We start from the raw sequence: 24,740 nt of genomic DNA, 5'->3' as shown, positions 1-24,740 counted from the left end.
ATTGCAATGGCGGTCAATACAGTGTCAGATTGCGCAAAAAATAGTGATCGCCCGTCGGCAATAGCCACAGTCTTCTTTCAATGCCCGTTTGGAAACATCTTTGGGAGTAAGACGTTCGGGGATACCGCCTTCATGCCTGACAATTGCTTTATAAATATTTGCCAATCCTGGACCTGAGAGGAGGCGCTCAGCTGAAACATGTCCGAATTCCTTTCTCAATTCCGAAAGGATATAATCCTCTTCTTCGCTATCCGGGGCAAAATCTACATGTCCCCTTCCCCCGGTAGGCTGATCCACCTTTCGTCAACGTGAATAAGATGGGACGCACCCAACCCGGTTCCAGCACCATAAACGACAATCGGCATATTCTTAACGGGGTCTTTGCCACCGACTTTGATTATGTCCTTTTCACTGAGCATGGGAACAGCCAATGATACGGCCGTAAAATCATTTATAACCTGGAAATTCTCGAAACCCAGGCTTGCTTTTATCTCACGAATCGAAAAGTGCCAGTTATCGTTAGTCATAGTGACGTTGTCATCACTCACTGGACTCGCTATAGCGATACAGCCACTGTGAACCATACACTGTTGTGTATCCAAATAATGCCTGATAACCGATTCCAGGGAGGGAAATCCGCTCCAGGAAAAGACTGAATTTGTGTTAACTCACCCGTATGGATGTCGCATAAGCAAAGGCGCGCATTGGTACCACCTATATCGCCTACAAGGGTAAATTGAGTCATTTTCTGTGTAAGCGTGCAGCCAGCCCGTCTGGTTAATTTCGCCTCTCACTGTAATTTAAGCGTCCACTTATTCTAATTAGGTGGACACCTGATGACTAATTCAAAATCCTTAACACGCCAGCGCTACACGAACGAATTTAAGCTCCGGTTGGTGCGTATGGCGCTCAAAACCCTTGAAGATAGCTGCAGCGTCGCGGCCCTCGCGCGACAACATAACGTCAACGACAACCTTCTCTTTAAATGGATACGTCTCTGGAAAAATGAAGACCGCGTTGCCAGGCCCCGGGGGCGCAGCTGGATAAGCTGCGTCGCATGAACTTCGGCAGCCGTTCTGAAAAGTAGCGAAGCGCATCGTGCAGACAGAAGCCCGGCTCACCGCCATGCAGAAGGACAGCGACGAGCGCACCGGGCGTGTGGACGACCCGCCGGTGCCGCGCCCGCTGCGCCCGCTGCGCCCGCTGCGCCAGACCCGCCCGCGCAAACCATTCCCTGAATCCCTCCCGCGCGATGAAAACCGCCTTAAGCCGGCAGAGTCCTGCTGCCCGGACAGCGGCGGCACGCTGTCGTACCTGGGCGAGGACGCAGCGGAGCAGCTGGAGCTGATGCGCTGCGCGTTCCGGGCCATCCTGTCAATACGGCTCTCGCTGGACGCTTACTTTTCTGTTCCTGTTTTTTTATCACTTATCAGTGCCCACATTAAAAATATGGGCACTGGGTTGTTCGTTTATTTTTATTATAGAGGCGGGTCGACCTGTTCTGTTTAGAGCAAATGGTACCGAATCTAAGATTCACAAATTATGAGAAATTCAGGCGCAATTGGTCGGTCTGTAGCCTTTAAAACCATAATAAGCAATGTACACATAGCACAATAACGGGACCACAAATGAAGCCAATAGTGAAAGATGATCGGCAATAGTAGCCTGGAGTATGGGAATTAAGGCACCACCAACAATACCCATACACAGCACACCTGAAGCTCGGCCTGTCAGCTTGCCAAGTTTGTCTAAAGCCAATGAAAAAATAGTCGGGAACATTATCGAGTTGAACAGCCCGATAGCTAGTATCCCCCACATGCCCCATATGCCGCCGAACGTTATTGCTGATGCAATCAAGAGCACAACGACGATAGCATTAAAAGCCAATAACCGGTTAGGCTTGATACGGGTCATCAAGAAGCTACCGATAAAACGCCCAACCATTGCACCACCCCAGTAAAGGGATAATTTTTTACTTGCTTCAACTGCTGTGAGAGAAGCAATATCAGGACGTTCCATGAGGCTAATTAAATAACTGCCAATGGAAACTTCAGCACCGACATAAGCGAAAAGACCAATAACCCCCAGTACCAAATGGCGTCTTTTCCAGAGGCTATGGTCTTGCACCTCACCGGTTTCCTTCTCATCACTCAAGATAGGCAATCGACTAAACCAGATAATAATAGCAATCAGGATCAGGACGCCGGTCAGCACAAGATATGGTGATTGTACCGATGCCGATTCAGTCGCGAAATAATGCTGTGCCTCCACGGGTTGAAGTTGACTTATCTGATCTGCGGTCAATACGGCAGCGGAAAGAATAAATAATCCGCCAAGAACCGGGCCGATTGTGGTGCCGAGAGAATTAAAAGCCTGCGTCAGATTCAAACGACTTGCGGCTGTTTCAGGACTTCCCAACGAGTTGACATAAGGGTTAGCGGCGACCTGAAGCAAGGTTAGTCCTGAAGCCAAAATAAACAGCGATAATAAAAATAGCGGGTATGACCGTAACGCTGCAGAAGGATAGAAAAGTGCACAACCACCCGCCGCGATCAATAACCCAAGGATAATACCCGCTTTATAACCTGACTTGCTGACAATTTTTCCTGCCGGATAAGACATGACAAAGTACGCGAAAAAGAAGCTGAATTGCACAAGTGAGGCCTGAACGTAGCTAAGCTCGAAGAGTGATTTCAGGTGAGGTACCAGAATATCATTAAGTGAAGTGATTAATCCCCATATAAAAAACAAGGCTGTTAATATTATCAGTGAACCGCGATAGCTGTTTGTACGTTGTTTGTCCATTTTTTCTCCATTTAAACGAGTAGATTCTCAACCCGTTCCCCTGCCTGACCGGTATGTACAGTAAAGTTGAGAAACTCAAATACCCGCTACTTCGTAAATGTTATTAACTTTTGTGTAACACTAAGACCGTAATATGTATGGAACTTTCATATAAAGAAATAATTCTTCACTCGAAAGATTACACAATCTTCAAATGAAGGCAACTTGCAAATGCCGCATCATTTCAACCGATTTGGTAAGGGTCAGCTTTAAATGTAATAATTTGTTAACGGAGGAGGGGTAATGTAAAGAAAGGGGATATATCAACGAATTAGACCGCACTCTTTGCAAGAGCAAACCATAATCAATTGAAATTATTGATTTTTTTGAAAATGCTATAGCCATTTTATTACTTTAATTACTTTGTTCCTCTTTTATGGAGTAAAGACTTTTGTACCTGTCATGTAATCAACTGCGGCCCAAAGTCTTATACCAATTTAAGATTAGAGCCCATTTTAGCCATTCACCGCGATAACATTAAAATTTTACGTATGGAATATTCTGTTGCACAATTTTGTCACACCGAAAGTAGAGCTGGCAGACACCATTCACCATTATCCTTGCTCCAGTAAGGCATGTTTAGCCATATTAGGCGACGATATATCAGCCCTCAACACACATACAACATAGCGTCGCAGAGGAAGTCGCACAGGCCTTATCTGCAAAAAGCATATTCCTTTAAGCCTTTTTTGTACTTATTGGCTTGTCTTTAAAGGCAGTAGCCCAGGTTATGAATTTGTAGACGCCATGAATCTCAATAACGGCAGTGACCAACTTTTCGGGATATTTTCACCAAAAGCAACATGTATAAATTTCAACCACATCCTGCATTGTCAATGCACAAAAAGAGGAAGCAAAAGGGGAAATTATTATGTTAACAATATTTGAGACTAAAATAGAATTAACCATATGATTTATATATAAATTATTCTCGAAAAACAAACCCAGCTAAACTTTAAAAAAACAATTTAAACCAATCAGCTACAAAAATCCAACCTTAACACAACATTTTCCATTTTGAAAACATGCAGTTAACAAATCATCATGGGAATATTTGGTAAAAAATATTCCCAAACAACTATGGTTAAAGGCTTATAAAGAGGAAGAAATTTCAAAAACTCGGCACTATATCATTTTTTTGTTTATTGATATTATTATATTAGAGGAGACACTTATGAAAAATTCAATGCAATTCACCTTTTACCGTCGTTACTTTGAAAAAACTCAGGACGCATCCGCGAGCATATTTAAAAACATATCCGCGGAAACTCGTTATCATATGCTTAATGAATTGATGCAATGGCATATTTCAGATAGTCATGAAGACAAAACTTGCTAAGTATAAGTTGTTGCCTAGTGCCATCAACGTTACAGGCTGAGCCATTTGTGCTCAAGGATAACTTTATCTAGAGATCACTGGACTCGTTTACCGGCGATAAACAAAGCTATGTTTGTTAAGCAGGTCTTCTTTACTACCGTTAAGGACTTTTATTTTTCTTGAGAAACGACATTAATTTTTCACATTGCCTATAAATCAATATTATACTGTATAGAAAGACATATTTCTTTCATCAACATTTTATGCAATTATGTAGAAAACCTGATTTGAGGCAAAGTAATATGATAAAAATGATTGCTGTAGATATGGACGGCACTTTTTTAGATGACGAAAAAAAATACAATAAACCGCGTTTTTTAGCACTATACAAACAGTTGAAAAAAGAGAATATCCAATTCGTAGTAGCAAGCGGTAACCAATATTATCAATTAATCTCTTTTTTTCCTGAAATTTTTAACGAAATATCATTTGTTGCAGAAAATGGGGCTTATGTTGTACAAGGGGAAAATCCATTATTTTGTGGCAAGATGTCAAAACGAGACGTAGCAAAGATCCTATCTATTCTTTCTGATATTCCGTATCTAAGCTTTGTGGTTTGTGGAAAGGGCAATGCTTACATACACTCCGCATCTGCGCCAAATTTCATTCAACTTATGTCAAAACATTATTATCGCCTACAGATAATTGATGATTTTAGTAATATAGAAGATACAATATTTAAATTTTCACTAAACCTTCAAGATAAAAGAATTCCTGAATTAATGACTTTTTTAGGACATTCTTTAGATGGCATAATTAATCCAGTATCCAGCGGTTATGGCTTTGTCGATTTAATTATACCAGGCATACATAAAGCGCATGGGTTATCTTTGCTCCAAAAAAAATGGCAGATAAACCATAATGAGGTTGTTGCTATTGGCGATAGTGGTAACGATTACGAGATGGTGGCTCAAGCTGGTTTCGGATTTTCCATGTCAAATGCGCAAGATGAAATTCTTAAAGTTGCCAAATACAGAACAGAAGATAATAATAATGAAGGCGTTCTCAATGTTATTGAAAAAGTATTATGCCGATCATTTCCTTTTGATTAAAAAAAATTGATCTCTTTGCTTGCAACCCGCGTTATAACTAATAATATAGTTTTGTCATCTTTATGGTCGGTTATGAAGCACTGTTATCCTGATTATGTTTTCCTTTAGTAGAACAGGCCTCGCTGTGGGACAAAAGAACGTTCCATGCATTAGGTCTCAGCTTAATATTTATACACCGCCCCCCTTCAATGTGATCAACCATTTTTTCACTGCAACGGAACAAATCACTTTTCGTGGAAATATTACTGTTAGTGAAATTGATCTTTAATCAGATGCTTCGCTTTAGTGATTGCAATGGAATAGGCCGGTCCTGAACCACAGTCTTCATTACCAGGGTGGGGGGTTAAACGTTGAACACCAGGCATGGCAGATAATTTTTCATCATAGAGTTACTGAAACGCCTGCAAGTCACGGGTAATCATATTTAAAAGTCAGCCAACTCTATTAATGAAATACGTCCGTCAGATTGCAGTTCCGCAAGAATATTACGTTCTATTTTATTCATTTGGTGAAATCTCCCTTTAAATGCAATTAATTTGCGAAGAGTTGGAAGCACATTTTAACAACATTAGGATATTCTTGCTACCAAATGAAAAAAATGGACAGAACTGTCTTTTTCGACAACCTGACGTCACGTTCAATGGAGATGGTTAACAAAATGCCATTGAGTATTTTTATGACATTCTGGGCAGTATCAGCCCTATTTGTTATCACCCCAGGTGCAGACCGGGATTATGCAATCTCTGCGGGAATACGAGGTAGTACCGTGGTACCGGCGGTGGGTGGTTTGCCGTTCGGGCATCTCATTGCAACAATAATTGTCGCGGCTGGCGTTGGTACTTTTGTAGCGGGTTATCCCGCCGCCTTAACATTTCTTACCGTAACTGGGGCCGCGATGGCTATCATCGCGGTGCTCTTATTAGCTGAGCAGTTCTTCCGAGAATACACACAATGACGAATATAACGCTCACCCGGCTTCAGACCATGAAACAGCGCGGCGATAAAATAGCCATGCTGACCTATTCCAGACTGCATTCAGGGAGGGTGCCGTTGGACACTATCCCTGAATGTTAGACTATGCAAACACAATGTCATTTGTGGCTAATGGATATGACGCGCCAAGAATTGATAATTACGCTCGAGGTTATTGGTTGTATGGAAATATAAGTCTTCCGCATGATGAGCGCTCATTAATAAATTATATTCAACATTGTCGCTACCAATGGCCTTTGCAAGACGAACAGCGAACTCCTGGCTTTGCAAACGTGGAATGGTGTCATCCAAGTAGCCATGCTGGATCAGGAATGGGGGAGCATCTGCAGTAATATAGTTCTCTGGGTTAGTTGTATCCATTACGCTCTTATCAACTTTGGTTATCTGTTTCCTCATTAACAAGGACTCAAATGAGTCTTCCGTTGAATGCTTCTGTCCATCTATGCCGATTTCTTTCCATTGTTGATCCATCATCAAAAAATTGATCGGAGGATACCAGGCAATAACTGCCTGGACGCGCGTTGAAATATCTGCATTACCCAGTTTAGGATCTTCCAGGGATTTTACATCCGCAGAAACACCCGCCAGCGCCACCAGGTTGCCCCCGGCTGAACCGCCCATCAGAATGATATTATCCGGGTCGAAGTTATATTTATTCGCATTGGCGCGAACAAATTTTATTGCGGCTTTCACATCGTTGATCTGCGCTGGCCAGGGTGCTTCAGGGCTGAGACGATAGTTGATATTCGCTACGGCATAACCTTTCTGTAAACCAAAGAGCGCGGGAACCAACTGGTTGTCCATTTTATCACAACCAAAAAACGCGCCACCGTGGACGTTGATAATGACCGGGTATTTTAACTTCCACTGTTCCGGAAGAAAAATATCCATCTTTTCCGCAGGCGAAACATTTGCATAACTGACATCGAGATACTTGTTTTTAATCCGAGAAATATCCGGGGCCTGACCGCAAGCGTTTGGTCCTTGCGGTGGGCCAATGATTTTTTTGCCATGCCAATCTGATGGCATCGGCACATCTGCCGCATGACTCAATGGGATGCCAGCGAAAAATGCGGCAAGTAAGAGATATCCAATCCTGTTTTTCATTCTTATTACGCTCCTTAAGGCAGTCTTCATTGCCAAGCATAAGGGTTAGAGTTACTCTAAGGTCAAGAGTTCAGTGTGGAATTTTGCCAAAAGCATGTATCAACATGACAACATTGATTTATAGCATTCACGAATTTGCAGCCCTTAGCGGCATCACGGAATATAACTTACGTTATTTCGACAAGATTGGCTTATTACCCGCGCAGCGCGACACCAATGGCTATCGGGTTTATCACCAGCGTCAAATAGCCTCGGCACAAATGGTGGTCACACTACAAAATGCCAGGTTGTCTAATGCCCAGATCAAAACGCTGCTGAAGGATTACACTTCCCGGCATAGTCTGGCAATGCTAAAACAAACCCAGCAACAGCTTACTGCCTATATCAATACTCTTCACAACGCCCAGTCATTCATCGCCGGTCAAATCAGCCAGTTGGAAACGCTCCATATCATCAACAATCAGTTGGACACGCCCTTCACGGAAGAAAATAAATCGGAACTGGTGGGCGTTATCAGCCTTGGAACACAGCATATCGGTGATTTTTTTCAGCGGGTAAGTGAATTCAATGCTCCACCTAATTGGTATCTTCACCATCGTTATGGCTTTTTACTGGCTGAAAAAGATATCCAATCAAAGAGTTATCCATTGGATAAATTTTATTGCACCGAACCCTCTATTATCGATCACCGCAGCCAGTATTTATCAGCAGGACGGTATATCAGCCAGTATTGCTCTGGTAGTTTGGAAAACAATCAAAAAGTTTGGTCTTTTGTACAACATATTCGGCAGAATGGATATCGGATCCAAGGCGACATTTTGATTGAGAATGTCAGTGGACCGGCAGTACAGACAAAAAAAAGCGATTTTCTTATCAAAATCATGGTGCCGATAAACTAGATGGTGCGCCATCCGGTCCAGGGAGAGATACAATGACCCGACAAACAATCCTGGGTGTTGAAAAAAACAATCGGCATTCATATATAACGTTCTGATAAACATCATATAAGTTGGATGCTCAAGCGCCGAGCATGATCCCGCCGTCCACGGCAATATGCTGACCGGTGACGAAGCCATTTTTCATCAAAAACAGATATGTTGAGGCAAGTTCATCGATACTGGCCAACCGGCGCAAGGGGATGTTTTGTTCAAAATGTTGGCGCGTGGCATCAAGCTGCCGTTGCGGCACGTCGCGCCAGAAAGGGGTGAGTGTCCAGGTCGGCGATACCGCGTTGACGCGGACTTTAGGTGCCAGTTCGGCCGCAAGTCCCTCCACCAAGGCTTTTATACCCATATTGCCCACGTAGCTCGCACAGGCGTCCTGCGCCCTTCCGCCCGTTCCTGAGGTGAACACCATGCTGCCACCCTCACGAGTCTTGCCGGCAGCCAATTGACCGATGCGTACGTTGGTAAAGAACTTTGACTCGATGACATGACGGATGACCGTGATGTCGGAATGGGCAAAGCCACCTCCCATTACATCGCCAACCATCGAGACGAGATGGTCGAATGCGGGAAGCTTTTCAAACAGGTCTGCAAGCAGGTCGTGGTCATGCGCATCCGCCAGATATGTTTGCACGTTGCTCCCGCGACGCGTCAGATCGTCAAATGCGGCATCCAGCCGTTCCTGATGTCGCCCGACGATGATCAGCCGTGCGCCTTCATCTGCGGCCATCTGCGCCACGCGTAGCCCGATGCCGGAACTGCCGCCGATGACGACCAGCGTCTTATTTTGCATTGTATACATGTTAACTCCTGTTTGGTTATTATTTAAACACAGATACCGCAGCAGCGCTGTTTGTCAGTCTCTTGGTTAAACCACCAGTTCAAATATCAATGGATTCACTGAAAGATGTATGAGTGGGCGACCAATGCAGAAAGAGGCGCGCCTTGTCAGCATTGATGCGGCAGTCGGAACCCAGTGCGACAGTCGCCATCATTTCGCCCCAATATTCGTTTGCTTTCTCCTGACTTACGGACACCGGCTGCCCCGCAAACTGAAGCTTATTATGGATAGCTAAAGCCATTTCTTTAAACGATACGTCTCCATTTTCAGCAAAGAATAGTGAGCCGGGCTTAGCGCGCTCCATTGCGGCAAGGTAAAGCTCGGCCAGATCCTCAATATGGACCTGACTCCATCGATGATTTCCATCACCGATATAAACAGCATTGCCAAGCTGTTTAGCCGTTGACACCAATAAGGGGATTTGTTTGCTTTTTTTACTCAAAAACAAGCCTGTGCCGTAAACCATGCCAGGGACGATTACGATGCTGCGGACCCCGGAAAGCGATGCGCGCAAGACTTCTTCGTTGATGTCGACCCGATTGGGAAAAGGCTCCCGGCTTTCCACCGGGAAATCTTCGGTGAAAACGAAACTTGATGTTTCGGGATCCTGCCAGTTTGCCACGATGGCGGAACCAGACGTATAGATAAATGTTTTCCCGGTTCCTCGCAAATGGGCGAGGAAAACAGCCGCAATATCCGGGTTGTCGCACTCAGCAGTATGGATAACGGCATCGCACTGTTCCAGCGCCCTCACGATAACTTCGGTATTATTCAAGTCGCCACGTACAGGTATCATGCCGGCATCCTGGACGAACGCTGCATCGTTGCCCCGCCGCACTAATCCCAATACACTGTAACCGTTTTTTTTTAATACGACGGCCAGACTGCCGCCAATATATCCGGATATACCGGTAACGAAGATCGTTTTTATATTATTCATATTTTTATCCAGTAAACTCCATCCAGGCACCGGCCATGCCTGGGATAAAAAATGAAAGAAATTTGATGTCAATTCACCGCCGGCTAACATGTCGTTGAGTCAGCAGCGAATTAAATATGAGTTTATTTATGGTGCCAGTAAGCCACAGCGCGAACAAAGGCCTCATCACAGCCACGGCGCTGGGTAAAATAATCACTCAGCATCTTTACCGTCTCTCCTTCGCCGGTCAGCCAGATAAAATAGTCGTCAGTTGGCAAAGAAACCTTATCGAGGGCGCCTATAAGCATACCGAGATTATCGCTATGCATCATTCCGCTGCCCAGCCAACTGACGTCGATACCAGTGAGATCGCCCAGATAATCACGGCCAGTGGATTCATTCACATAGGCAAACAAATGGAGCTGGTCAGCTTTGATGGCAGGCTTGCGACGCTTGAACGCCGGCAGGCCGGTTTCATCACAGATATAGAGCTGGAAAAGATAATCATCCGGTACGATAACCGATCCCCGTGGACCGCCAATGACCAGCTCTTGTCCGGGCCGCGCATGCTCGGCCCAATCGCTGGCGACACCCCCCTGGTGGATATAAAAATCCAGCGTCAGGGTGTTTTCAGCGTCAAATGCCAGCGGCGTATAATCGCGCGCCAAAAGACGCACCTCGTCTTTCCAGACAACGCCTTCTGAGGTCACCTGGGGCAGATTCAGGGCACCGGTCTTCGGATCGGGGAAAAACAGTTTGACGTGATCGTCAAAACCAGGGGAGTTGAAACCCTTTAAATCCGAACCGACGAAATCAATGCGCCAGAAGTCCTTCGCCACGCGAGTTTTGTTGGCAATCTTAATGCGCCGGAAACACAGTTCGTTGCGTACGCGCTGCGGTTCACGGCTATGATTATCTTCAGTCTTTTTTTTACCCAAAAGAAAATTCCTTGTGTTACGGTAGAATAAAATGTTCTGGTTGGCCCCCACTGCCATTAGCGCTTCAGAGCGCGGCAACAATACATTTAGCCAAACTCAGGTCGCCTTCACCCGTGGATCCGCTGACGCCCACGGCGCCGATAATCTCACCGCCGGCACACAGGGGCAGACCGCCCTTTAATGGCACCAGATGCGGCACAGACAGCATCGCCACTTCCCCTCGATTGATCATGCTTTCAAACAGCTCGGTACTGTCCTGGATGGCGGCGGCGGTGCGGGCTTTACCTTCCGCTACGCTGGCGGAAATCGGCGGCGCGGCGTCCATTTTGCCGAAGGCCACCAGCTGTCCGGCGCGGTCAACCACCGCGATACTGACAACGATTTTTTGTTTTATGGCAATCTCGATGCCAAAGTTAAGTAATCCCTGCGCCGCCATGAAAGTAATATTATTAGAGGCATAATAATTTAAATGTGACATAACTATTCCTTGAGAAAGCGGGAGACATTACACTGCCGTGTTCAATGGGATAACCTAACAGTTGTCCGGGTCATGCGGTACCCTCATTCTTGGTAACAGAGCATTGACTAAAAGGGGAGTCATCATGCCGGTACTGGATGATATAAAGGGATTCGTCACTGTTGCTGAAACCGGTGGATTTACCCACGCGGCCAGAAAGCTGGCTATTTCCACCTCGGTGGTCAGCCGTCGCATTGATCGGCTGGAAACCGAGCTTGGGGTCTGTTTAATGCTGCGCAATACCCGCGGCGTCACGCTGACCCCTGCGGGCAATGAATTTTACCGCCGGGCGCAGTTGATCCTTCGCGAACTGGATAACGCTTATCAGGCCGTTGCAGAAAGAAAAGAAGAGATCGCCGGCTGTTTACATATCAGCACGCCCTATTCCTTCGGTATTCGCCATCTTGAACCGGTACTGAACCGGTTGAGCACCCGTTATCCCACATTGGAATTTGATATTTCCTACAACGATCGTTACGTGGATTTATTGAAAGAATCCTTTGATGCCGTCATCCGTATCGGCGCCATTAGCGAACTGAGCTTTGCCGCACGCCGTATCGGCCCCATACCCACCGTCCTGGTGGCCAGCCCGGCATATCTGGAAAAACACGGGATATTGCAAACGCCTAATCAGATTTCAGAACATCAATGCCTGATTTATTCCGGCCGGACCCATGCCGAGTGGGTCTTTCAGCGGGGCGAAAACAGGTGGGCCCTCTTGCCTGCAGGTCGTTTCTATTCCGATAGCGGGGAGGTGTTGCTTAAGTGGGCATTGAGCGGGCGCGGGATCGCCGTATTTCCCCATTTCATGGTCAAGGAGGCCCTGTCCGGGGGCGGGCTGGTGCGGCTGTTGCCGGACTATGCCATGCCGGAACACGATTTGTATATTTTGCGTCCCCCGGGCGTGCGGGTTGCGGGCAAGGTGCGAGTGTTGTTTGATGAAATGGTGGCCTATTGCCGGGATGCGCTTAAGGGGCCGTGACAGCCGGGGACAATTCCCCCCCCTCTTTCCCCTTCCCTGTCGAGGTTACGCAGAAACATGTCCCTGCGTTTTCGGCTTAGCTTCCGCAGCAACAAGGTTATTCACCCCGCTTATGACGCAGATCATAAATTGCGGATAGGCGCATTGGGAGTTTAATGCTAAATTGCAAAAAATATCCCACGAGTATCCGCTTATGAATCATTTAGAATTACAGGCATTGCGCCATATTTTCTTTCTCAGTATTGAAGAAGCGGCGCAGTATTTAGCAACCGATGATGATGTTTCACGCTGGTTACGTTACGAGCAGGGCGAAGAGGAAATCACACCTCTGATTATCGCGAAGCTCAGCGAGTTATTAGCCCAGCGAAAATCCAGAATGAACGCCATTATTAATAAAATAAATTCACGTATTGGCAATAATACTATGAAGTATTTCCCCAGCTTTGAAGAATTTACCCGGACTTATCCTGACGGGGACTTTTTAGCGTGGAAGACTTATCAGTCGGTGGCGGCTGAACTCTATTCCCGCGGGCTGGAGCGCCTTTGCTAAAAGGATGTGGTTATGACCAAAAGCATTATCCTGGTAGGCCCGCGCGCCTGCGGGAAGACGACTGTCGGTAAACTGCTGGCGGCAGATTTAAAGTTAACCTTTGTTGACAGTGATGAAGTGCTGCAGCGCACCACCCAACGCAGCGTGGCGCAGATTGTTGATGAGGAAGGCTGGGAAGCATTCAGGATTATCGAAAGCCGTATCCTGCAAAACATCGCTACTTCCGGCCATGTGATCGCTACCGGCGGCGGCATGGTACTGGCAGAAAACAATCGCAACCATATGAAAAATAACGGTGTTGTCTTTTATCTTGCCGCCTGTGCCGATGAACTGATTAAGCGGCTGGAAGCCAATCCGGCCGTCAGTCAGCGTCCCTCGCTCACCGGGCTGTCAATTCTGGATGAAATGGTCAGCGTACTGAAAAGCCGGGAACCATTATACCAGGCCGCATCACATTTTATTGTTGATGCGAATCAGGATAAGAAAAACGTTGTACAGCAGATTACTGATTATTATTACCAACACATTAACCTGTTTTCTTAATGTTGTTCTGTTTGCTTTGCGGTTGGGGCTTACTCAGCCGCCGGGTTTTATTACCAGAGAGGTTTCTCTTTTCTGCTACATTTTTCCGTCAGTATTATCACAATAGTTATAAATGTTAATTAATTTCACGTTCTATAGATAGTTTTGTTAATCCATAGAAGTCGTCTATCAGTTGCACCAAAAAAAGCATTATTCAGTCCCGACACTGCTCCGTATTATCAATAACAACAGAATTATTATTGATATTATGCCTGAGACTGACTTTATTTATTCAGTAAGGGCTGCAATGGAGTCAATATTATGAATACCTACCGCCATCTTTTTACCCCAATCGTCATCAACGGCATGCGTTTAAAAAACCGTATTATTATGCCGCCGATGGGTACCAATTTCGCCGGACTGAATGGTGAAGTCAGCGAACAACAGCTGGCTTATTATGCGCTGCGGGCAAAAGGTGGCACCGGGCTGATTACCATTGAAAATGCCTGCATTGATTTCCCGTTTGCCACCAATGGCACCACCCAGCTGCGCATTGACAACGACCAGTATATTCCTGGTTTGTATCGCCTGACTGAACGCCTGCATCAGCATGGCGCCTGTGTCTCGATTCAGCTCAACCATGCCGGGGCTTCCGCCTATGCCGCGCGGCTTAATAATCAGTTGCCGGTTTCATCATCCACTGTGCCATCAAAGAAAAATGGCCAGATCCCGCGCGCATTGAGCGTGGAAGAGATTTATCAGGTAGTAGAGAAATTTGGCGATGCCGCCGCACGCGCCCGCCAGGCCGGATTTGACTGTGTCGAGATCCACGCTGGCCACTCCTATCTGCTTTGTCAGTTCCTGTCGCCGGTATATAACCAGCGCACTGATGAATTCGGTGGTTCGCCAGAAAACCGCGCACGCATTGTGCGGCTGGTAGTGGACAAAGTCCGCGAAAGAGTAGGCCCACGTTTTCCTGTCAGCCTGCGCTTCAGTATGGATGACTTCGTCGAAGGGGGAAATCACCCTGACGATATGCTGGCGCTGCTGGAACACTGTCAGCAGAACGTTGATATCCTTAACGTCTCCGCGGCACTGAATGACACCCTGCAATTCCAGATCGACCAGATGGATCTGCCAGACGGCTGGAAACGCTATCTGTCACGCGCGGTACGCGATCGCTTTGGTAAACCGACCGTCATCGCCGGCAATATCCGCAACCCGGCGGTCGCCGATGAGATCCTCGGCAGCGGCGATGCCGACCTGCTGGCGATTGGCCGCGGCCTGATCGCCGAGCCCGCCTGGGTCAATAAAGTGCAGGCGGGTCAGGAGCAGGAAATGCGCCACTGCATCTCCTGCAATATTGGCTGTGCCGACCACCGTATCGCCCGTTCACAACCTATTCGCTGTTCCATCAACCCCGACATTCTGTACGGCGATGCCTATCAGCAGCGCCGTGTGACAAAACCGCTGAACGTCGTGGTGATTGGCGGCGGTACTGCCGGCATGGAAGCGGCCTGCACCGCGGCGGAAGTCGGCTGTCAGACCTGGCTGCTCGAAGCGAAACCGCAGCTGGGTGGTCTGGCGCGGGATATCGCCCGTCTGCCGGAAAAAGGCCGTATCGCCGGTTTCCCGCGTTTTATGGAGCAGCGTCTCAAAGCATTAAGCAATCTGCAGGTGATCACCGGCCAGCGCGCCAGTGTCGCCGATGTGGCCGCCCTGCATCCGGATCTGATTGTTAACGCCACCGGTTCCACCCCGCTGCTGCCGCCGATTAACGGCCTGATGGACTTTATCGATCGTCCAGGCAGCAGTGTGTTCTCTATTACCGGTCTGTTGAGCCAGATCGAACACTTCACTGACACCGTCGGCAAACGCGTGGTGGTAGTGGGAGGTGGCGCGGTCGGGCTGGACGTTACCGAATATTTCGCCAAACGCGGCTCGCAGGTCAGCCTGGTGGAGATGCTGGATGCGCCAGGCCGCGATCTCGACCTGATCACCAAAAGTTCCATGCTAAGCATGCTGAGTGAACACCAGGTACAGCTGTGGATGAAGAGCCAGCTGATGGCGGTTCACGGCGATCGCTTCACCGTGAAGCAAGGCGGCGAACAACATGATCTGCCATTCGACTACGGCTTTGTCTGCCTCGGCATGCGCGCCAACCAGCAAGGGCTGGAAGCGATGCAGCAGTGGGCTGGCAGCCATCAGGTACGAATGATGAATATCGGCGACAGCATGATGGCGCGTCGCATTATCGACGGCATTCGTGAAGGACGTGACGTCCTCACCACCCTGGAAGATATGGGCTGTCTGGCGTGAGACGGTGAGTTTTCCCGGCGCGAGGCGGTAATGAATTTTTTAACATTATAGAGGATAGCATCATGGCAGAACGTATCACCGGCCACACCGAACTGATTGGTCTGATCGCCACTCCAATCCGTCACAGCTTATCACCCACCATGCATAACGAGGCGTTTGCTTATCTCGGACTGGATTATGTGTATCTGGCGTTTGATGTCGGTAATAAAGAGCTGAAAGACGTGATTGAAGGCTTTCGCGCCCTCAGTCTGCGTGGCTTCAACGTCTCAATGCCGAATAAATCCACCGTCTGTCAGTACCTCGATCAGCTCTCTCCGGCAGCAAAACTGGTTGGCGCCGTCAACACCGTGGTAAATGATAATGGCGTGCTCACCGGCCATATCACCGACGGTACCGGCTATATGCGTGCGCTGGCGGAAGAGAAGATCAATATCATCGGCGAGAAAATGACCCTGTGCGGCGCCGGTGGGGCTGCCACCGCCATCTGCGTGCAGGCGGCACTAGACGGCGTGCGCGAGATTTCCATTTTCAACCAGCGTGACGCCTTCTGGGACAACGCCAACGCCACCCTCGGGAAAATCCGCGATAACACCAACTGCGTCGTCAATCTGTATGATATTGCCGACACGCAAAAACTGCGTGCCGAAATGAATGACAGTATGATTTTCACCAATGCTACCGGTATGGGCATGAAACCATTTGAAGGTCAGACATTGCTGCCGGATGATAGCTTCCTGCGCCCTGACCTGATCGTGTCGGATGTGGTGTATAAACCACAGAAAACCCGTCTGCTGGAAATTGCTGAGAAAAAAGGTTGTCGCACTATCAATGGCCTGGGCATGATGCTGTGGCAGGGAGCCAAAGCCTTCGAAATCTGGACAGGTAAAGAAATGCCGGTCGATTACATCAAAAACATCCTGTTTTGAGTGAAGGCTACCTATGAAAAACACTTACTTTCCTACTGCCGTAGGGTTGTACCTGAATTACCTGGTGCATGGCATGGGGGTGCTGTTAATGACTCTCAATATGTCTCACCTGGAACAGCAGTGGCAGACCAATGCTGCTGGCGTCTCCGTGGTGATCTCTTCACTGGGTTTTGGCCGACTGATTGTGCTGTTTATCTCGGGAATGCTGTCGGATAAATTTGGCCGCAAGCCATTTATCTATCTTGGTATGCTGTGCTACCTCGGCTTCTTTTTCGGCATTATCAGCTCACAGAGTATTACCACTGCCTTTGCTTTCGGCTTCCTCGCCGGGATGGCGAACAGCTTCCTTGACTCCGGTACCTATCCGGCGTTGATGGAGTCGTTTCCAAACTCAGCCAGTACCGCCAATATTCTGATTAAGGCGTTTGTTTCCGCCGGTCAGTTTCTGCTGCCATTTATTATCAGCGCAGTGGTACTGGCAGATATCTGGTTTGGCTGGTCGTTTATTATCGCCGCCGCGATTATGGTGCTGAATGCGCTGTACCTGATTAAACGTCCGTTCCCGGATCATCGGGCGCTGGCGAAAACAGTTAACACCCCAGTGCAACAGGTCAGCAAGCCGCATGAAGAGCATAAAAGTTCCCTGCTGGATATCGCCTGCTTTACTCTGTATGGCTATATTTCAATGGCGACCTTTTACCTGGTCAGTCAGTGGCTGGCGCAGTACGGTCAGTTTGTCGCCGGAATGCCCTACGCATCGGCGATTAAACTGCTGAGCATCTATACCGTCGGCTCCCTCACCTGCGTGTTTGTCACTGCGGCCCTGGTGAAAAAAGCCGTCAGCTCGGTCACGCTGCTGATGCTGTATACCTTTATCTCACTGGCAGCCCTGCTAAGCGTCTGTCTGCATCCGACGCCGATGGCGGTAATGGTGTTTGCCTTTGTGATTGGCTTCTCGGCTGCGGGTGGTGTAATGCAACTGGGGCTGACCATTATGGCAATGAGCTTCCCGAATGCTAAAGGTAAGGCTACCGGTATCTTCTATAGCGCTGGCAGCCTGGCTACCTTTACCATTCCGCTGATCACCGCCAAACTGTCACAAACCAGCATTGCCAGCATTATGTGGTTTGACGTCGGGATTGCCGCAGCAGGTTTCGCACTGGCTCTGTTTATTGGCTATCGCCAGTTGAGCGCCAGCCACTATGCAGCAAAAGTTAACCGTGTTCAGGCCTGATGCCTGCCAGAAGAGAGAATATTATGTCCCATACTCTGAGCGTTAAAAATCTTACCTTCGGCGCCGGCAAACCGCTGATCTGCGTACCGCTGGTTGGGCGCACGCTGGCGGCTATCAGCGAAGATGCCCGCCAGCTGGCGGAACTACAGGCTGATCTGATTGAGTGGCGGGTCGACCATTATGAAGCGGTAGAAGATGTGGCGCAGGTGAAAGCCGCGCTGCAACAGATCCGCGCCATTCTGCCGCAAGTGCCGCTGCTGTTTACCTTCCGCAGTAAAAAAGAGGGTGGCGAATACGCCCTGAGCGACGATGCCTATTTTAATCTTAATAGCACTATCGCGCGCAGTGGCCTGGTAGATCTGATTGATGTTGAGCTATTCAACGATGAATCACGTATCCGCACCCTGATTGCGCAGGCCCATGAAGCCGGAGTGAAGGTCATTATGAGTAATCATGATTTCCATAAAACCCCGGAAAAAGCGGAAATTATCGCGCGGCTGTGCAGGATGCAGGAGCTGGGGGCCGATCTGCCGAAGATCGCGGTCATGCCACAGTCGCCACAGGATGTGCTGGTGCTGCTGGATGCCACTATCACCATGAAACAACAGCATGCTACCCGCCCGCTGATCACCATGTCGATGGGTAAAACCGGGGTAATCAGTCGTCTGGCCGGCGAAGTGTTTGGCTCTGCGATGACTTTTGGCGCCGCGCGTCAGGCTTCAGCGCCAGGTCAGATCGCGGTGGCTTCTCTGCGTGAGATGTTGAACGTACTGGCGAAGTAATAAAACCACAGCCGGTAAACAGGATAATCTGTTTACCGGCTTTTTTTATTTCAGCGCCAGCGTATTGCAGTGTTGAATAACAAATTGTTTAAATGCCTGTGCGGTAGCTGACAATACCCGTCCTTTACGCATCGCCAGATACACATAGCGTGTTTCGCCAGGGTTGGTAATATTCATTACCTGAACATTAGAATAATCGAGAGTAGTAATCCGTGGCATAATCGCAATACCATAATTAATACTGACCAGTCCGACCATCGCCGTATCTTCTTCGACATAACAGACCACTTTCGGCGTCAGATTTTTCTGGCTAAATATTTTATCAATAAACGGACGCAGGCCACTTTTCTCGGAAAAAAAGATAAACGGATAATCCATCGCATCCGCCAGCTCAATACTCTGCTCACCACGCAGTGCCAGGGGATGATTACGTGACGTAACTAATACCAGTTCCTGACTGATTATCGGCGTAAACTCTATTTCAGTTTCATCCACTAAGTTTGAACAAATAGCCAGATCAAACTTATCGGCTTTCAGTTCCTGTACAATCGACTGCGTGGCCCCCTGAGAGAAGCTAAACACCGCATTCTGCCGGCCTGGTTGCTGAGTAAAGCCTTCAATCAGCTGCGGCACGACCCGTTCCCCCATGGTGTAGATAAATGCCAGGTTGATATTATCCAGTGTGTCGCCGCTCATTCTTTTCAATTCTTCGCGGCCATTTTCCAGCTCACTGATCGCCTTTTCCACATAAGGCAAAAACTGTTTCCCGTACTCGGTAATGCGTACGTTTCTTCCCTGTTTGGCAAATAACATTACCCCTAACTCTTTTTCCAGTTCGGCGATGGCATGGCTGAGTGAGGGTTGAGTGATAAACAGGCTGGTTGCAGCGGCGGTATAATGCTCTTTTTCTGCCAGCCGTTTAAAGTAATAAAGTTGTTTCAGATTCATAACGGTGACTCACGGTGAGGTTCCAGGTTAAAAACAAGCCATCCCTGACAATATAATTAATTTATGAACGTGAATAGTGCAGCCGGGGATTAATTTAAGTCAGGGTTATTTTAAAGGGGGAAGAGATAAATGAACTTGATGCGCATCATGGAAGATGATGGCAAGAGGGAGTAACCGTTCGACAACTTACTGCATCATATTGACAGAGAAGCCACACCCCGCGCGCGGCTGCCTCGCGCTGCCATGCCAGAATAGCATCATAATCCTGGCGGGCGATGGCGCTAAACCCACAGATATACACGCGGCGCTACCTGCCGTGAACGTCGGCTCACTGACCAGTTCACCTAATACCTGCCTTAGTAGCGTCAGTATTGCCGGTGAGGTTTCCCGGAGGGAATCAACGGTAATCCAGGGGCCAGAGGGCTTTGCGCCACAGCCAGCTCGCGGATAAGCGGCGGATAACTTCCCGCTGCTGAGGGTTTAAATACGCTGCTCTATTTTTGCACATTCATTGCTGACCCATTTTCACTAACCGCCGGGGCTTCTGCAAAGAAAATGAGCGAAATAGTCATTAATGACAAAGGATTTACAGCTATTAGCTATCCATAAATCGGTATAACTGGCGATCGCAGGCAGGCATGCGCAAATAAATCATGCCTTTCTGGTGCGATAGTGCAAACGGGTTTATTCGCGGGTAGCGGCCCCGAGAACATACGAGAGCTCTTGCGCTGCTTGTAGCAGTAATTGCTGACTGGCGACATCTTCCGGGTCAAAACGACTGGTTGGCCCGGAAATACTCAGGGCGCCTGCCAGTTGATTATCATGTTTGAATACCGGTACTGAAATAGAAGCCGTCAGCAGGCTGTTCGTCTCCAGCCGGTTTAGCCCTGCCCCGGTTGAGGTAAACAGCCCTTGCTGGTAGCGCCAGCGCTGCGGCATTCCCTGTTCGAAATGGCGCAACACGCTGGCGGCGGAGGTATCATCCATTGCCAGCAGGGTGCCGACAGGCACACTGGATTTAATATGTTGCGGCGAGTCTTTTCGCAGCAGGCACATGCGAAAATCCCCGTCGCGCACATAAAAGGTACTGCTTTCCTGTGTCGCCGCCGTCAGTTTTTCCAGAACCGGCTTCACATGCTGGTGTAGATCAAAAGTGCGTTCGTAGACGCAGCCCAGCTGGTAAGCACGCGAACCCAGTTCATAGCTGCCATCTGCGCGTTTAAACACATAGCGTTCAGCTTCCAGCGTCAGCATATAGCGCAGGATTACACTTTTAAACAACCCGGTGGCTGCTTCCAGTTCACCGAGCGAAATACCGCCCGGATGAGGAATAAAAGCATCGAGGATCGCCAGCGTTCGCTTCACTGCTTTGACGGAACGATCGACATCAGTACTCTTTTGTCTCGACATAACTTCCCATTCAATAAGCCAAAATTCCCGTTACGGATAGGCAGTAATGTACAAAAATTACCATGCCCTGCCAATCAACGGACTACCGGCAAAGTAGCGAATAACATTATCCAGCATCCGTTGTTGCTGCGCCTGCTGCGCCAAATAGGTATTCGCGGCAACATGGGGGGTGAGAATCGCATTTTTTACCGCCAGCAGGCGGGCAGAAACTTCCGGCTCAAATTCGTAAACATCCAGTGCCGCGCCGGCCAGCTGGCCGGACTCCAGCGCATTACAGAGCGCATTTTCATCGACCAGCATCCCGCGGGCGATATTTATCAGATGACCGTCGGCGCCCAGTAAACGCAACACGCCGGCATCGATCACATGGTAGTTTTGCGGCGTACCGCGCGCGGCCACTACCAGCACATCGGCCCATTCCGCTAACTGTTCGAGACTCTCCAGATAGAGGTAGTCACCCGGCTTACGCGTACGGCTGTGGTAGCCCACCGACATATGAAATGCCTGCGCCAGCCGGGCAATTTGCGCGCCAATTTCGCCCAGGCCGTAGATGCCAAGCCTTCTGCCCTGCAAACCAGCCACCAGCGGATAACGCTCGACGCTATTGCCTTGCCACGCACCGGTGCGCAGAAAACGATCGCTGGTGAGGATATGGCGACAGCTGGCAAGGATCTGCCCCATCGCAAACTCGGCCACGCTTGCCGCGTTGGAGCCTGCCGCATTGGTCAGGGTAATACCCTTCTGCTTTAAATAGTCGCCGTCAATAAACTCCACGCCGGAACCATAACAGATCACCAGTTTTAAATTGGGCAGCGCATCAATTAACCCCCGCCCGGTCACAATGCTGCTCATGGTTAACAGGACTTCCGCCGTTTCTGCACCGGCGGGGAGTTCACTACCGTCCAGCACGCGAAGTGGCCCCAACAGATTGCAATGCATGGCTAATTTTTCCACCAGTCCGGCGGGTAACATGCGTGCCATTAATACGTTTTTGTTCATGATAGTCTCATTCATTCTGTTGTCGCCGGATTGTGGTGTTTCCATTTCAGCAAAGCCCAGAGCCCGGCGAGCAAAACAGCCAGCATCGCGGCCATCAGCTGAAAGGTCAGCATAATAGTGCCGACCGAAGCCAGCATTCCGACCAGCAAGTTACCAATCGGCATGGTGCCCTGAAATGACATGCCATACAGCCCCACTACGCCACCGCGTAACTCAGGCGGGCTGTGATGTTGCAGGGTGGAGTTGATCATGGTAGAGAAAAAAGTCAGTGACAGGCCGAGCCAGAGAAAACAGCAGCATGTGAGTAACGGCTGGGTTGATACCGAGATGCCGCCGAGGGCCAATACCGCTGACCATGGCGCAAACTGTAACCACTGCACCAACCGCTGATGGGAGATGCGTGCCGAGATCAACAGTGCCGCAAACAGCGAGCCGACACCGGCGCTGCTAAAAAACCAGCCGGTAAAACGCGCCGTATCATGGAAACTTTGCGCTGCCAGTACCGGGATCAGCGACTGATAAGAGCCGGCAAAAATCCCCATAAACGCCAGCATCGGCAAAAAGCGCATGGCAAAGTCATCGTTTTTTGCATAACGCAGCGCATTACGCATGCCGCCAGCACGGCGCGCATGAGTTTCGCTTTCCACCACCCGCATACTGCGCACGGCAAAGAACATGGTGGTTAGACCGCAGATTGAGATAACAAATCCCGCCGCCGCGCCGTAATGATTAAAACCCCACGCCGCCATCGCCGGACCAAACATACGTCCAATATTAAACACCATGGTATTCATGGCGACTGCGTTATACATCAGCGATTTATCCTGCAGGCTGCTGGTCAGCAGCAGGTGGCGCGTCGGCAGTTCCATGGAAGAGATGCAGCCGGCTACGGCCGCAATCAGCAGGATAAAGAGTGGTGAAATAAAACCTACTATCACGCTGGCAAGCAGTAAGCTGCTGATGGTCATCGACAGGCAGAGAATTTTCATCATGATGCTTTTTACCGTGGCAGGCGTCAGCCGACTGCCAAACAGCAACGGAACGATTAATGCCGGGCAATAGAGCAGAAAATTCAGTACGCCAAGTAACCACGGCGAATGACTCATTTGCCACAGCAATAAATTCAGGGTGACGTTTTGGGTCCATAAACCCAGAATCGATGCCGCCTGTCCCATCAAATACCTGCGTGTCATCCGCTCTTTAAAGACAGGAAAAGTACCAGCCAGAATCATGCTACATCCTTGAGGGCGTCGGGTTAAAACCGCTACCGGTAAAAAGAGGGCGCAAAAATAAGGCTCCACCAGCGAACGCTGCCGAGCCAGGCAAAAAATTACTTCAGGCTGCGACAGAAGCGCTGAATACGCGCACAGGCCTCTTCCAGTTGCGCCATGGAAGCGGCATACGAGAGGCGGAAGTTAGGCGCCAGTCCGAACGCATCGCCATGCACCAGCGCCACCCCCTCACTGGCCAGCAACGCTTCGGTAAAGTCTTTATCGCTGCTGATCACGCGCCCTTCCGGGGTCGTTTTATTCAGGGTGCCGGCGCATGACGGATAGACATAAAACGCCCCCTGCGGCACCTGACAATCGAGTCCTGGCGCCGCATTAAGCGCGGCAACAACGTAATTACGCCGGGCGACAAAGCTGGCGCGCCACTCCTCCAGAAACGCCTGCGGTCCGGTCAGCGCAGCAACCGCCGCCCATTGTGAAATCGAGGAAACACCAGAGGTGGTCTGCCCTTGAATGGTCTCCATCGCTTTAATCAACGGCGCGGGTCCGGCACCATAGCCGACACGCCAGCCGGTCATGGCATAGGCTTTCGACACGCCATTAATGATCAGCGAACGTTCAAGCAACGCCGGCTCAATCTGCGGGAAGGTATAAAACTGGCTATCGTCATAGACCAGTTTTTCGTAAATATCATCCGCCATCACCCAGACATGTGGGTGACGTAGTAATACATCAGCCAGCGCACGCAGCTCATGTTGGCTGTAGACGGCACCGGAAGGATTAGATGGCGAATTAAACAGCAGCCATTTCGTTTTTGGCGTAATTGCCTGTTCGAGAATATCGGCAGTCAGCTTGAAGCCGTGCTGCGCACTGGCCGAAACAATGACCGGAGTCCCGCCGCACAGCGCCACCATTTCCGGGTAGGAGACCCAATAAGGCGCCGGGATGATCACCTCGTCGCCCGGATTCATGGTCGCCATCAGGGCATTAGAGATAATCTGCTTAGCGCCGTTTGAGACGATAATCTGTTTACTGCTGTACTCCAGCTGATTATCCACGCGGAATTTATTCACCACCGCTTCACGCAATGCCGGGATACCGGCAATCGGCGGATATTTCGTCTCGCCATTGTTCATCGCCTGCAGTGCCGCCTGCTTAATATGCTGTGGGGTATCAAAATCAGGTTCGCCCGAGCTCAGTGCAATCACATCCCTGCCCTGCGCTTTCATCTCACGCGCAAGCTGGCTGGCTGCATTACTGGCAGAAGGTTTAATACGATCGAGGGTTTGAGAAAGAATGTTCATGT

At 49.1% G+C, this 24,740-nt stretch carries 23 protein-coding genes and 4 pseudogenes; 13 read left to right on the top strand and 14 right to left on the bottom strand.

Going from position 1 to position 24,740, the window contains the following annotated elements:
• Positions 1–27 precede the first annotated feature (27 nt).
• Positions 28–745: pseudogene (gene glk, locus JWF83_RS12010) on the bottom strand (glucokinase); the annotation flags it as partial.
• A 91-nt stretch (positions 746–836) separates the two neighbouring features.
• Here glk and JWF83_RS12005 point away from each other — a divergent pair.
• Both JWF83_RS12005 and JWF83_RS12000 read left to right on the top strand, forming a co-directional pair.
• Positions 837–1,061, top strand: a complete 225-nt coding sequence (locus JWF83_RS12005) for a transposase (RefSeq protein WP_413650444.1) — start codon at positions 837–839, stop codon at positions 1,059–1,061.
• Positions 1,034–1,383: pseudogene (locus tag JWF83_RS12000) on the top strand (IS66 family transposase); the annotation flags it as partial. The gene JWF83_RS12005 and the pseudogene JWF83_RS12000, both read left to right, overlap by 28 nt.
• Before the next feature lie 168 nt (positions 1,384–1,551).
• Here JWF83_RS12000 and fucP read toward each other — a convergent pair.
• A complete protein-coding gene (fucP, locus tag JWF83_RS11995; RefSeq protein ID WP_413650443.1) occupies positions 1,552–2,805 on the bottom strand; it encodes an L-fucose:H+ symporter permease in 1,254 nt (417 codons plus the stop codon).
• 1,213 nt (positions 2,806–4,018) lie between these two features.
• Here fucP and sgrT point away from each other — a divergent pair.
• Together sgrT and JWF83_RS11985 are read left to right on the top strand one after the other, a co-directional pair.
• A complete protein-coding gene (gene sgrT, locus JWF83_RS11990) occupies positions 4,019–4,183 on the top strand; it encodes a glucose uptake inhibitor SgrT (RefSeq protein WP_413650442.1) in 165 nt (54 codons plus the stop codon).
• Positions 4,184–4,464: 281 nt separating this feature from the next.
• Positions 4,465–5,274 (top strand): Cof-type HAD-IIB family hydrolase, encoded by an 810-nt coding sequence (locus JWF83_RS11985; RefSeq protein ID WP_413650441.1) that lies wholly within the window; start codon positions 4,465–4,467, stop codon positions 5,272–5,274.
• 268 nt (positions 5,275–5,542) lie between these two features.
• On the opposite strand, the pseudogene JWF83_RS11980 reads toward JWF83_RS11985, so the two are convergent.
• Both JWF83_RS11980 and JWF83_RS11975 read right to left on the bottom strand, forming a co-directional pair.
• Positions 5,543–5,705: pseudogene (locus tag JWF83_RS11980) on the bottom strand (Lrp/AsnC ligand binding domain-containing protein); the annotation flags it as partial.
• The gene (locus JWF83_RS11975; protein WP_413650473.1) at positions 5,699–5,779 is read right to left on the bottom strand and encodes a winged helix-turn-helix transcriptional regulator; all 81 of its coding nucleotides are present in this window, start codon (positions 5,777–5,779) and stop codon (positions 5,699–5,701) included. The gene JWF83_RS11975 and the pseudogene JWF83_RS11980, both read right to left, overlap by 7 nt.
• A gap of 153 nt (positions 5,780–5,932) precedes the next feature.
• Between JWF83_RS11975 and JWF83_RS11970 the strand changes: the two are divergent.
• A pseudogene (locus JWF83_RS11970) lies at positions 5,933–6,169 on the top strand (LysE family translocator); the annotation flags it as partial.
• Between the two features lie 206 nt (positions 6,170–6,375).
• Here the strand turns inward: JWF83_RS11970 and JWF83_RS11965 are convergent.
• Positions 6,376–7,296, bottom strand: a complete 921-nt coding sequence (locus JWF83_RS11965) for an alpha/beta hydrolase fold domain-containing protein (RefSeq protein ID WP_413650472.1) — start codon at positions 7,294–7,296, stop codon at positions 6,376–6,378.
• A gap of 182 nt (positions 7,297–7,478) precedes the next feature.
• Here JWF83_RS11965 and JWF83_RS11960 point away from each other — a divergent pair, with 182 nt between their 5' ends.
• A complete protein-coding gene (locus JWF83_RS11960; protein ID WP_413650440.1) occupies positions 7,479–8,273 on the top strand; it encodes a MerR family transcriptional regulator in 795 nt (264 codons plus the stop codon).
• A gap of 118 nt (positions 8,274–8,391) precedes the next feature.
• Here JWF83_RS11960 and JWF83_RS11955 read toward each other — a convergent pair whose 3' ends face one another.
• From JWF83_RS11955 to JWF83_RS11940, 4 genes are all read right to left on the bottom strand, one after another.
• Positions 8,392–9,120 (bottom strand): SDR family oxidoreductase, encoded by a 729-nt coding sequence (locus tag JWF83_RS11955; RefSeq protein WP_413650439.1) that lies wholly within the window; start codon positions 9,118–9,120, stop codon positions 8,392–8,394.
• 79 nt (positions 9,121–9,199) lie between these two features.
• Positions 9,200–10,099 carry an NAD-dependent epimerase/dehydratase family protein gene (locus JWF83_RS11950; protein ID WP_413650438.1) on the bottom strand — a complete coding sequence of 300 codons (900 nt, stop codon included), beginning with the start codon at positions 10,097–10,099 and terminating at the stop codon, positions 9,200–9,202.
• Positions 10,100–10,221: 122 nt separating this feature from the next.
• Positions 10,222–11,073 (bottom strand): siderophore-interacting protein, encoded by an 852-nt coding sequence (locus JWF83_RS11945; RefSeq protein ID WP_413650437.1) that lies wholly within the window; start codon positions 11,071–11,073, stop codon positions 10,222–10,224.
• A gap of 7 nt (positions 11,074–11,080) precedes the next feature.
• A complete protein-coding gene (locus tag JWF83_RS11940) occupies positions 11,081–11,494 on the bottom strand; it encodes a GlcG/HbpS family heme-binding protein (RefSeq protein WP_413650436.1) in 414 nt (137 codons plus the stop codon).
• Between the two features lie 124 nt (positions 11,495–11,618).
• On the opposite strand from JWF83_RS11940, the gene JWF83_RS11935 reads away from it, so the two are divergent.
• The 7 genes from JWF83_RS11935 (at position 11,619) to aroD (ending at position 18,848) form a co-directional block, all read left to right on the top strand.
• Entirely contained in the window at positions 11,619–12,515 is an 897-nt protein-coding gene (locus JWF83_RS11935) for a LysR family transcriptional regulator (RefSeq protein WP_413650435.1), read from the top strand.
• Positions 12,516–12,708: 193 nt separating this feature from the next.
• Positions 12,709–13,065, top strand: coding sequence for a DUF1870 family protein (locus JWF83_RS11930; RefSeq protein WP_413650434.1), 357 nt, complete (start codon positions 12,709–12,711; stop codon positions 13,063–13,065).
• A 12-nt stretch (positions 13,066–13,077) separates the two neighbouring features.
• Positions 13,078–13,608, top strand: coding sequence for a shikimate kinase AroL (gene aroL, locus JWF83_RS11925; RefSeq protein WP_413650433.1), 531 nt, complete (start codon positions 13,078–13,080; stop codon positions 13,606–13,608).
• 300 nt (positions 13,609–13,908) lie between these two features.
• Complete coding sequence (locus tag JWF83_RS11920) at positions 13,909–15,906, top strand: FAD-dependent oxidoreductase (RefSeq protein WP_413650432.1); 1,998 nt, start codon at positions 13,909–13,911, stop codon at positions 15,904–15,906.
• A gap of 62 nt (positions 15,907–15,968) precedes the next feature.
• Positions 15,969–16,832: a shikimate dehydrogenase gene (locus JWF83_RS11915; RefSeq protein ID WP_413650431.1), complete on the top strand. Its 864-nt coding sequence runs from the start codon at positions 15,969–15,971 to the stop codon at positions 16,830–16,832.
• A 13-nt stretch (positions 16,833–16,845) separates the two neighbouring features.
• Positions 16,846–18,066: an MFS transporter gene (locus JWF83_RS11910; RefSeq protein WP_413650430.1), complete on the top strand. Its 1,221-nt coding sequence runs from the start codon at positions 16,846–16,848 to the stop codon at positions 18,064–18,066.
• A 23-nt stretch (positions 18,067–18,089) separates the two neighbouring features.
• The gene (aroD, locus tag JWF83_RS11905) at positions 18,090–18,848 is read left to right on the top strand and encodes a type I 3-dehydroquinate dehydratase (RefSeq protein WP_413650429.1); all 759 of its coding nucleotides are present in this window, start codon (positions 18,090–18,092) and stop codon (positions 18,846–18,848) included.
• 45 nt (positions 18,849–18,893) lie between these two features.
• Here aroD and JWF83_RS11900 read toward each other — a convergent pair whose 3' ends face one another.
• The 5 genes from JWF83_RS11900 to JWF83_RS11880 all read right to left on the bottom strand — a co-directional run bounded on the left by JWF83_RS11900 (position 18,894) and on the right by JWF83_RS11880 (position 24,738).
• A complete protein-coding gene (locus JWF83_RS11900; protein WP_413650428.1) occupies positions 18,894–19,796 on the bottom strand; it encodes a LysR family transcriptional regulator in 903 nt (300 codons plus the stop codon).
• A gap of 684 nt (positions 19,797–20,480) precedes the next feature.
• A complete protein-coding gene (locus tag JWF83_RS11895) occupies positions 20,481–21,206 on the bottom strand; it encodes an IclR family transcriptional regulator (protein ID WP_413650427.1) in 726 nt (241 codons plus the stop codon).
• Positions 21,207–21,263: 57 nt separating this feature from the next.
• A complete protein-coding gene (locus JWF83_RS11890) occupies positions 21,264–22,205 on the bottom strand; it encodes an NAD(P)-dependent oxidoreductase (RefSeq protein ID WP_413650426.1) in 942 nt (313 codons plus the stop codon).
• Between the two features lie 11 nt (positions 22,206–22,216).
• Positions 22,217–23,437, bottom strand: coding sequence for an MFS transporter (locus tag JWF83_RS11885; RefSeq protein ID WP_413650425.1), 1,221 nt, complete (start codon positions 23,435–23,437; stop codon positions 22,217–22,219).
• Between the two features lie 98 nt (positions 23,438–23,535).
• Entirely contained in the window at positions 23,536–24,738 is a 1,203-nt protein-coding gene (locus tag JWF83_RS11880) for a pyridoxal phosphate-dependent aminotransferase (protein WP_413650424.1), read from the bottom strand.
• Between the last annotated feature and the right edge of the window lie 2 nt (positions 24,739–24,740).

The sequence above is a fragment of the Pantoea sp. B65 genome, assembly GCF_047308185.1.
Taxonomy (GTDB): Bacteria; Pseudomonadota; Gammaproteobacteria; order Enterobacterales; family Enterobacteriaceae; genus Erwinia.
This window is presented reverse-complemented; position numbering and strand designations above follow the sequence as displayed.

Excerpts from the sequence above, each read along its gene's own strand:
- JWF83_RS11900 (WP_413650428.1), bottom strand. The coding sequence starts at position 19,796 with ATGAATCTGAAACAACTTTATTACTTTAAACGGCTGGCAGAAAAAGAG.
- aroD (WP_413650429.1), top strand. The coding sequence starts at position 18,090 with ATGTCCCATACTCTGAGCGTTAAAAATCTTACCTTCGGCGCCGGCAAA.
- JWF83_RS11910 (WP_413650430.1), top strand. The coding sequence starts at position 16,846 with ATGAAAAACACTTACTTTCCTACTGCCGTAGGGTTGTACCTGAATTAC.
- JWF83_RS11915 (WP_413650431.1), top strand. The coding sequence starts at position 15,969 with ATGGCAGAACGTATCACCGGCCACACCGAACTGATTGGTCTGATCGCC.
- JWF83_RS11890 (WP_413650426.1), bottom strand. The coding sequence starts at position 22,205 with ATGAACAAAAACGTATTAATGGCACGCATGTTACCCGCCGGACTGGTG.
- JWF83_RS11955 (WP_413650439.1), bottom strand. The coding sequence starts at position 9,120 with ATGTATACAATGCAAAATAAGACGCTGGTCGTCATCGGCGGCAGTTCC.
- JWF83_RS11950 (WP_413650438.1), bottom strand. The coding sequence starts at position 10,099 with ATGAATAATATAAAAACGATCTTCGTTACCGGTATATCCGGATATATT.
- JWF83_RS11895 (WP_413650427.1), bottom strand. The coding sequence starts at position 21,206 with ATGTCGAGACAAAAGAGTACTGATGTCGATCGTTCCGTCAAAGCAGTG.
- JWF83_RS11920 (WP_413650432.1), top strand. The coding sequence starts at position 13,909 with ATGAATACCTACCGCCATCTTTTTACCCCAATCGTCATCAACGGCATG.
- JWF83_RS11940 (WP_413650436.1), bottom strand. The coding sequence starts at position 11,494 with ATGTCACATTTAAATTATTATGCCTCTAATAATATTACTTTCATGGCG.
- JWF83_RS11880 (WP_413650424.1), bottom strand. The coding sequence starts at position 24,738 with ATGAACATTCTTTCTCAAACCCTCGATCGTATTAAACCTTCTGCCAGT.
- fucP (WP_413650443.1), bottom strand. The coding sequence starts at position 2,805 with ATGGACAAACAACGTACAAACAGCTATCGCGGTTCACTGATAATATTA.
- JWF83_RS11985 (WP_413650441.1), top strand. The coding sequence starts at position 4,465 with ATGATAAAAATGATTGCTGTAGATATGGACGGCACTTTTTTAGATGAC.
- JWF83_RS12005 (WP_413650444.1), top strand. The coding sequence starts at position 837 with ATGACTAATTCAAAATCCTTAACACGCCAGCGCTACACGAACGAATTT.
- JWF83_RS11960 (WP_413650440.1), top strand. The coding sequence starts at position 7,479 with ATGACAACATTGATTTATAGCATTCACGAATTTGCAGCCCTTAGCGGC.
- JWF83_RS11935 (WP_413650435.1), top strand. The coding sequence starts at position 11,619 with ATGCCGGTACTGGATGATATAAAGGGATTCGTCACTGTTGCTGAAACC.
- sgrT (WP_413650442.1), top strand. The coding sequence starts at position 4,019 with ATGAAAAATTCAATGCAATTCACCTTTTACCGTCGTTACTTTGAAAAA.
- JWF83_RS11945 (WP_413650437.1), bottom strand. The coding sequence starts at position 11,073 with ATGGCAGTGGGGGCCAACCAGAACATTTTATTCTACCGTAACACAAGG.
- JWF83_RS11930 (WP_413650434.1), top strand. The coding sequence starts at position 12,709 with ATGAATCATTTAGAATTACAGGCATTGCGCCATATTTTCTTTCTCAGT.
- aroL (WP_413650433.1), top strand. The coding sequence starts at position 13,078 with ATGACCAAAAGCATTATCCTGGTAGGCCCGCGCGCCTGCGGGAAGACG.
- JWF83_RS11965 (WP_413650472.1), bottom strand. The coding sequence starts at position 7,296 with ATGCCATCAGATTGGCATGGCAAAAAAATCATTGGCCCACCGCAAGGA.
- JWF83_RS11975 (WP_413650473.1), bottom strand. The coding sequence starts at position 5,779 with ATGAATAAAATAGAACGTAATATTCTTGCGGAACTGCAATCTGACGGA.
- JWF83_RS11885 (WP_413650425.1), bottom strand. The coding sequence starts at position 23,437 with ATGATTCTGGCTGGTACTTTTCCTGTCTTTAAAGAGCGGATGACACGC.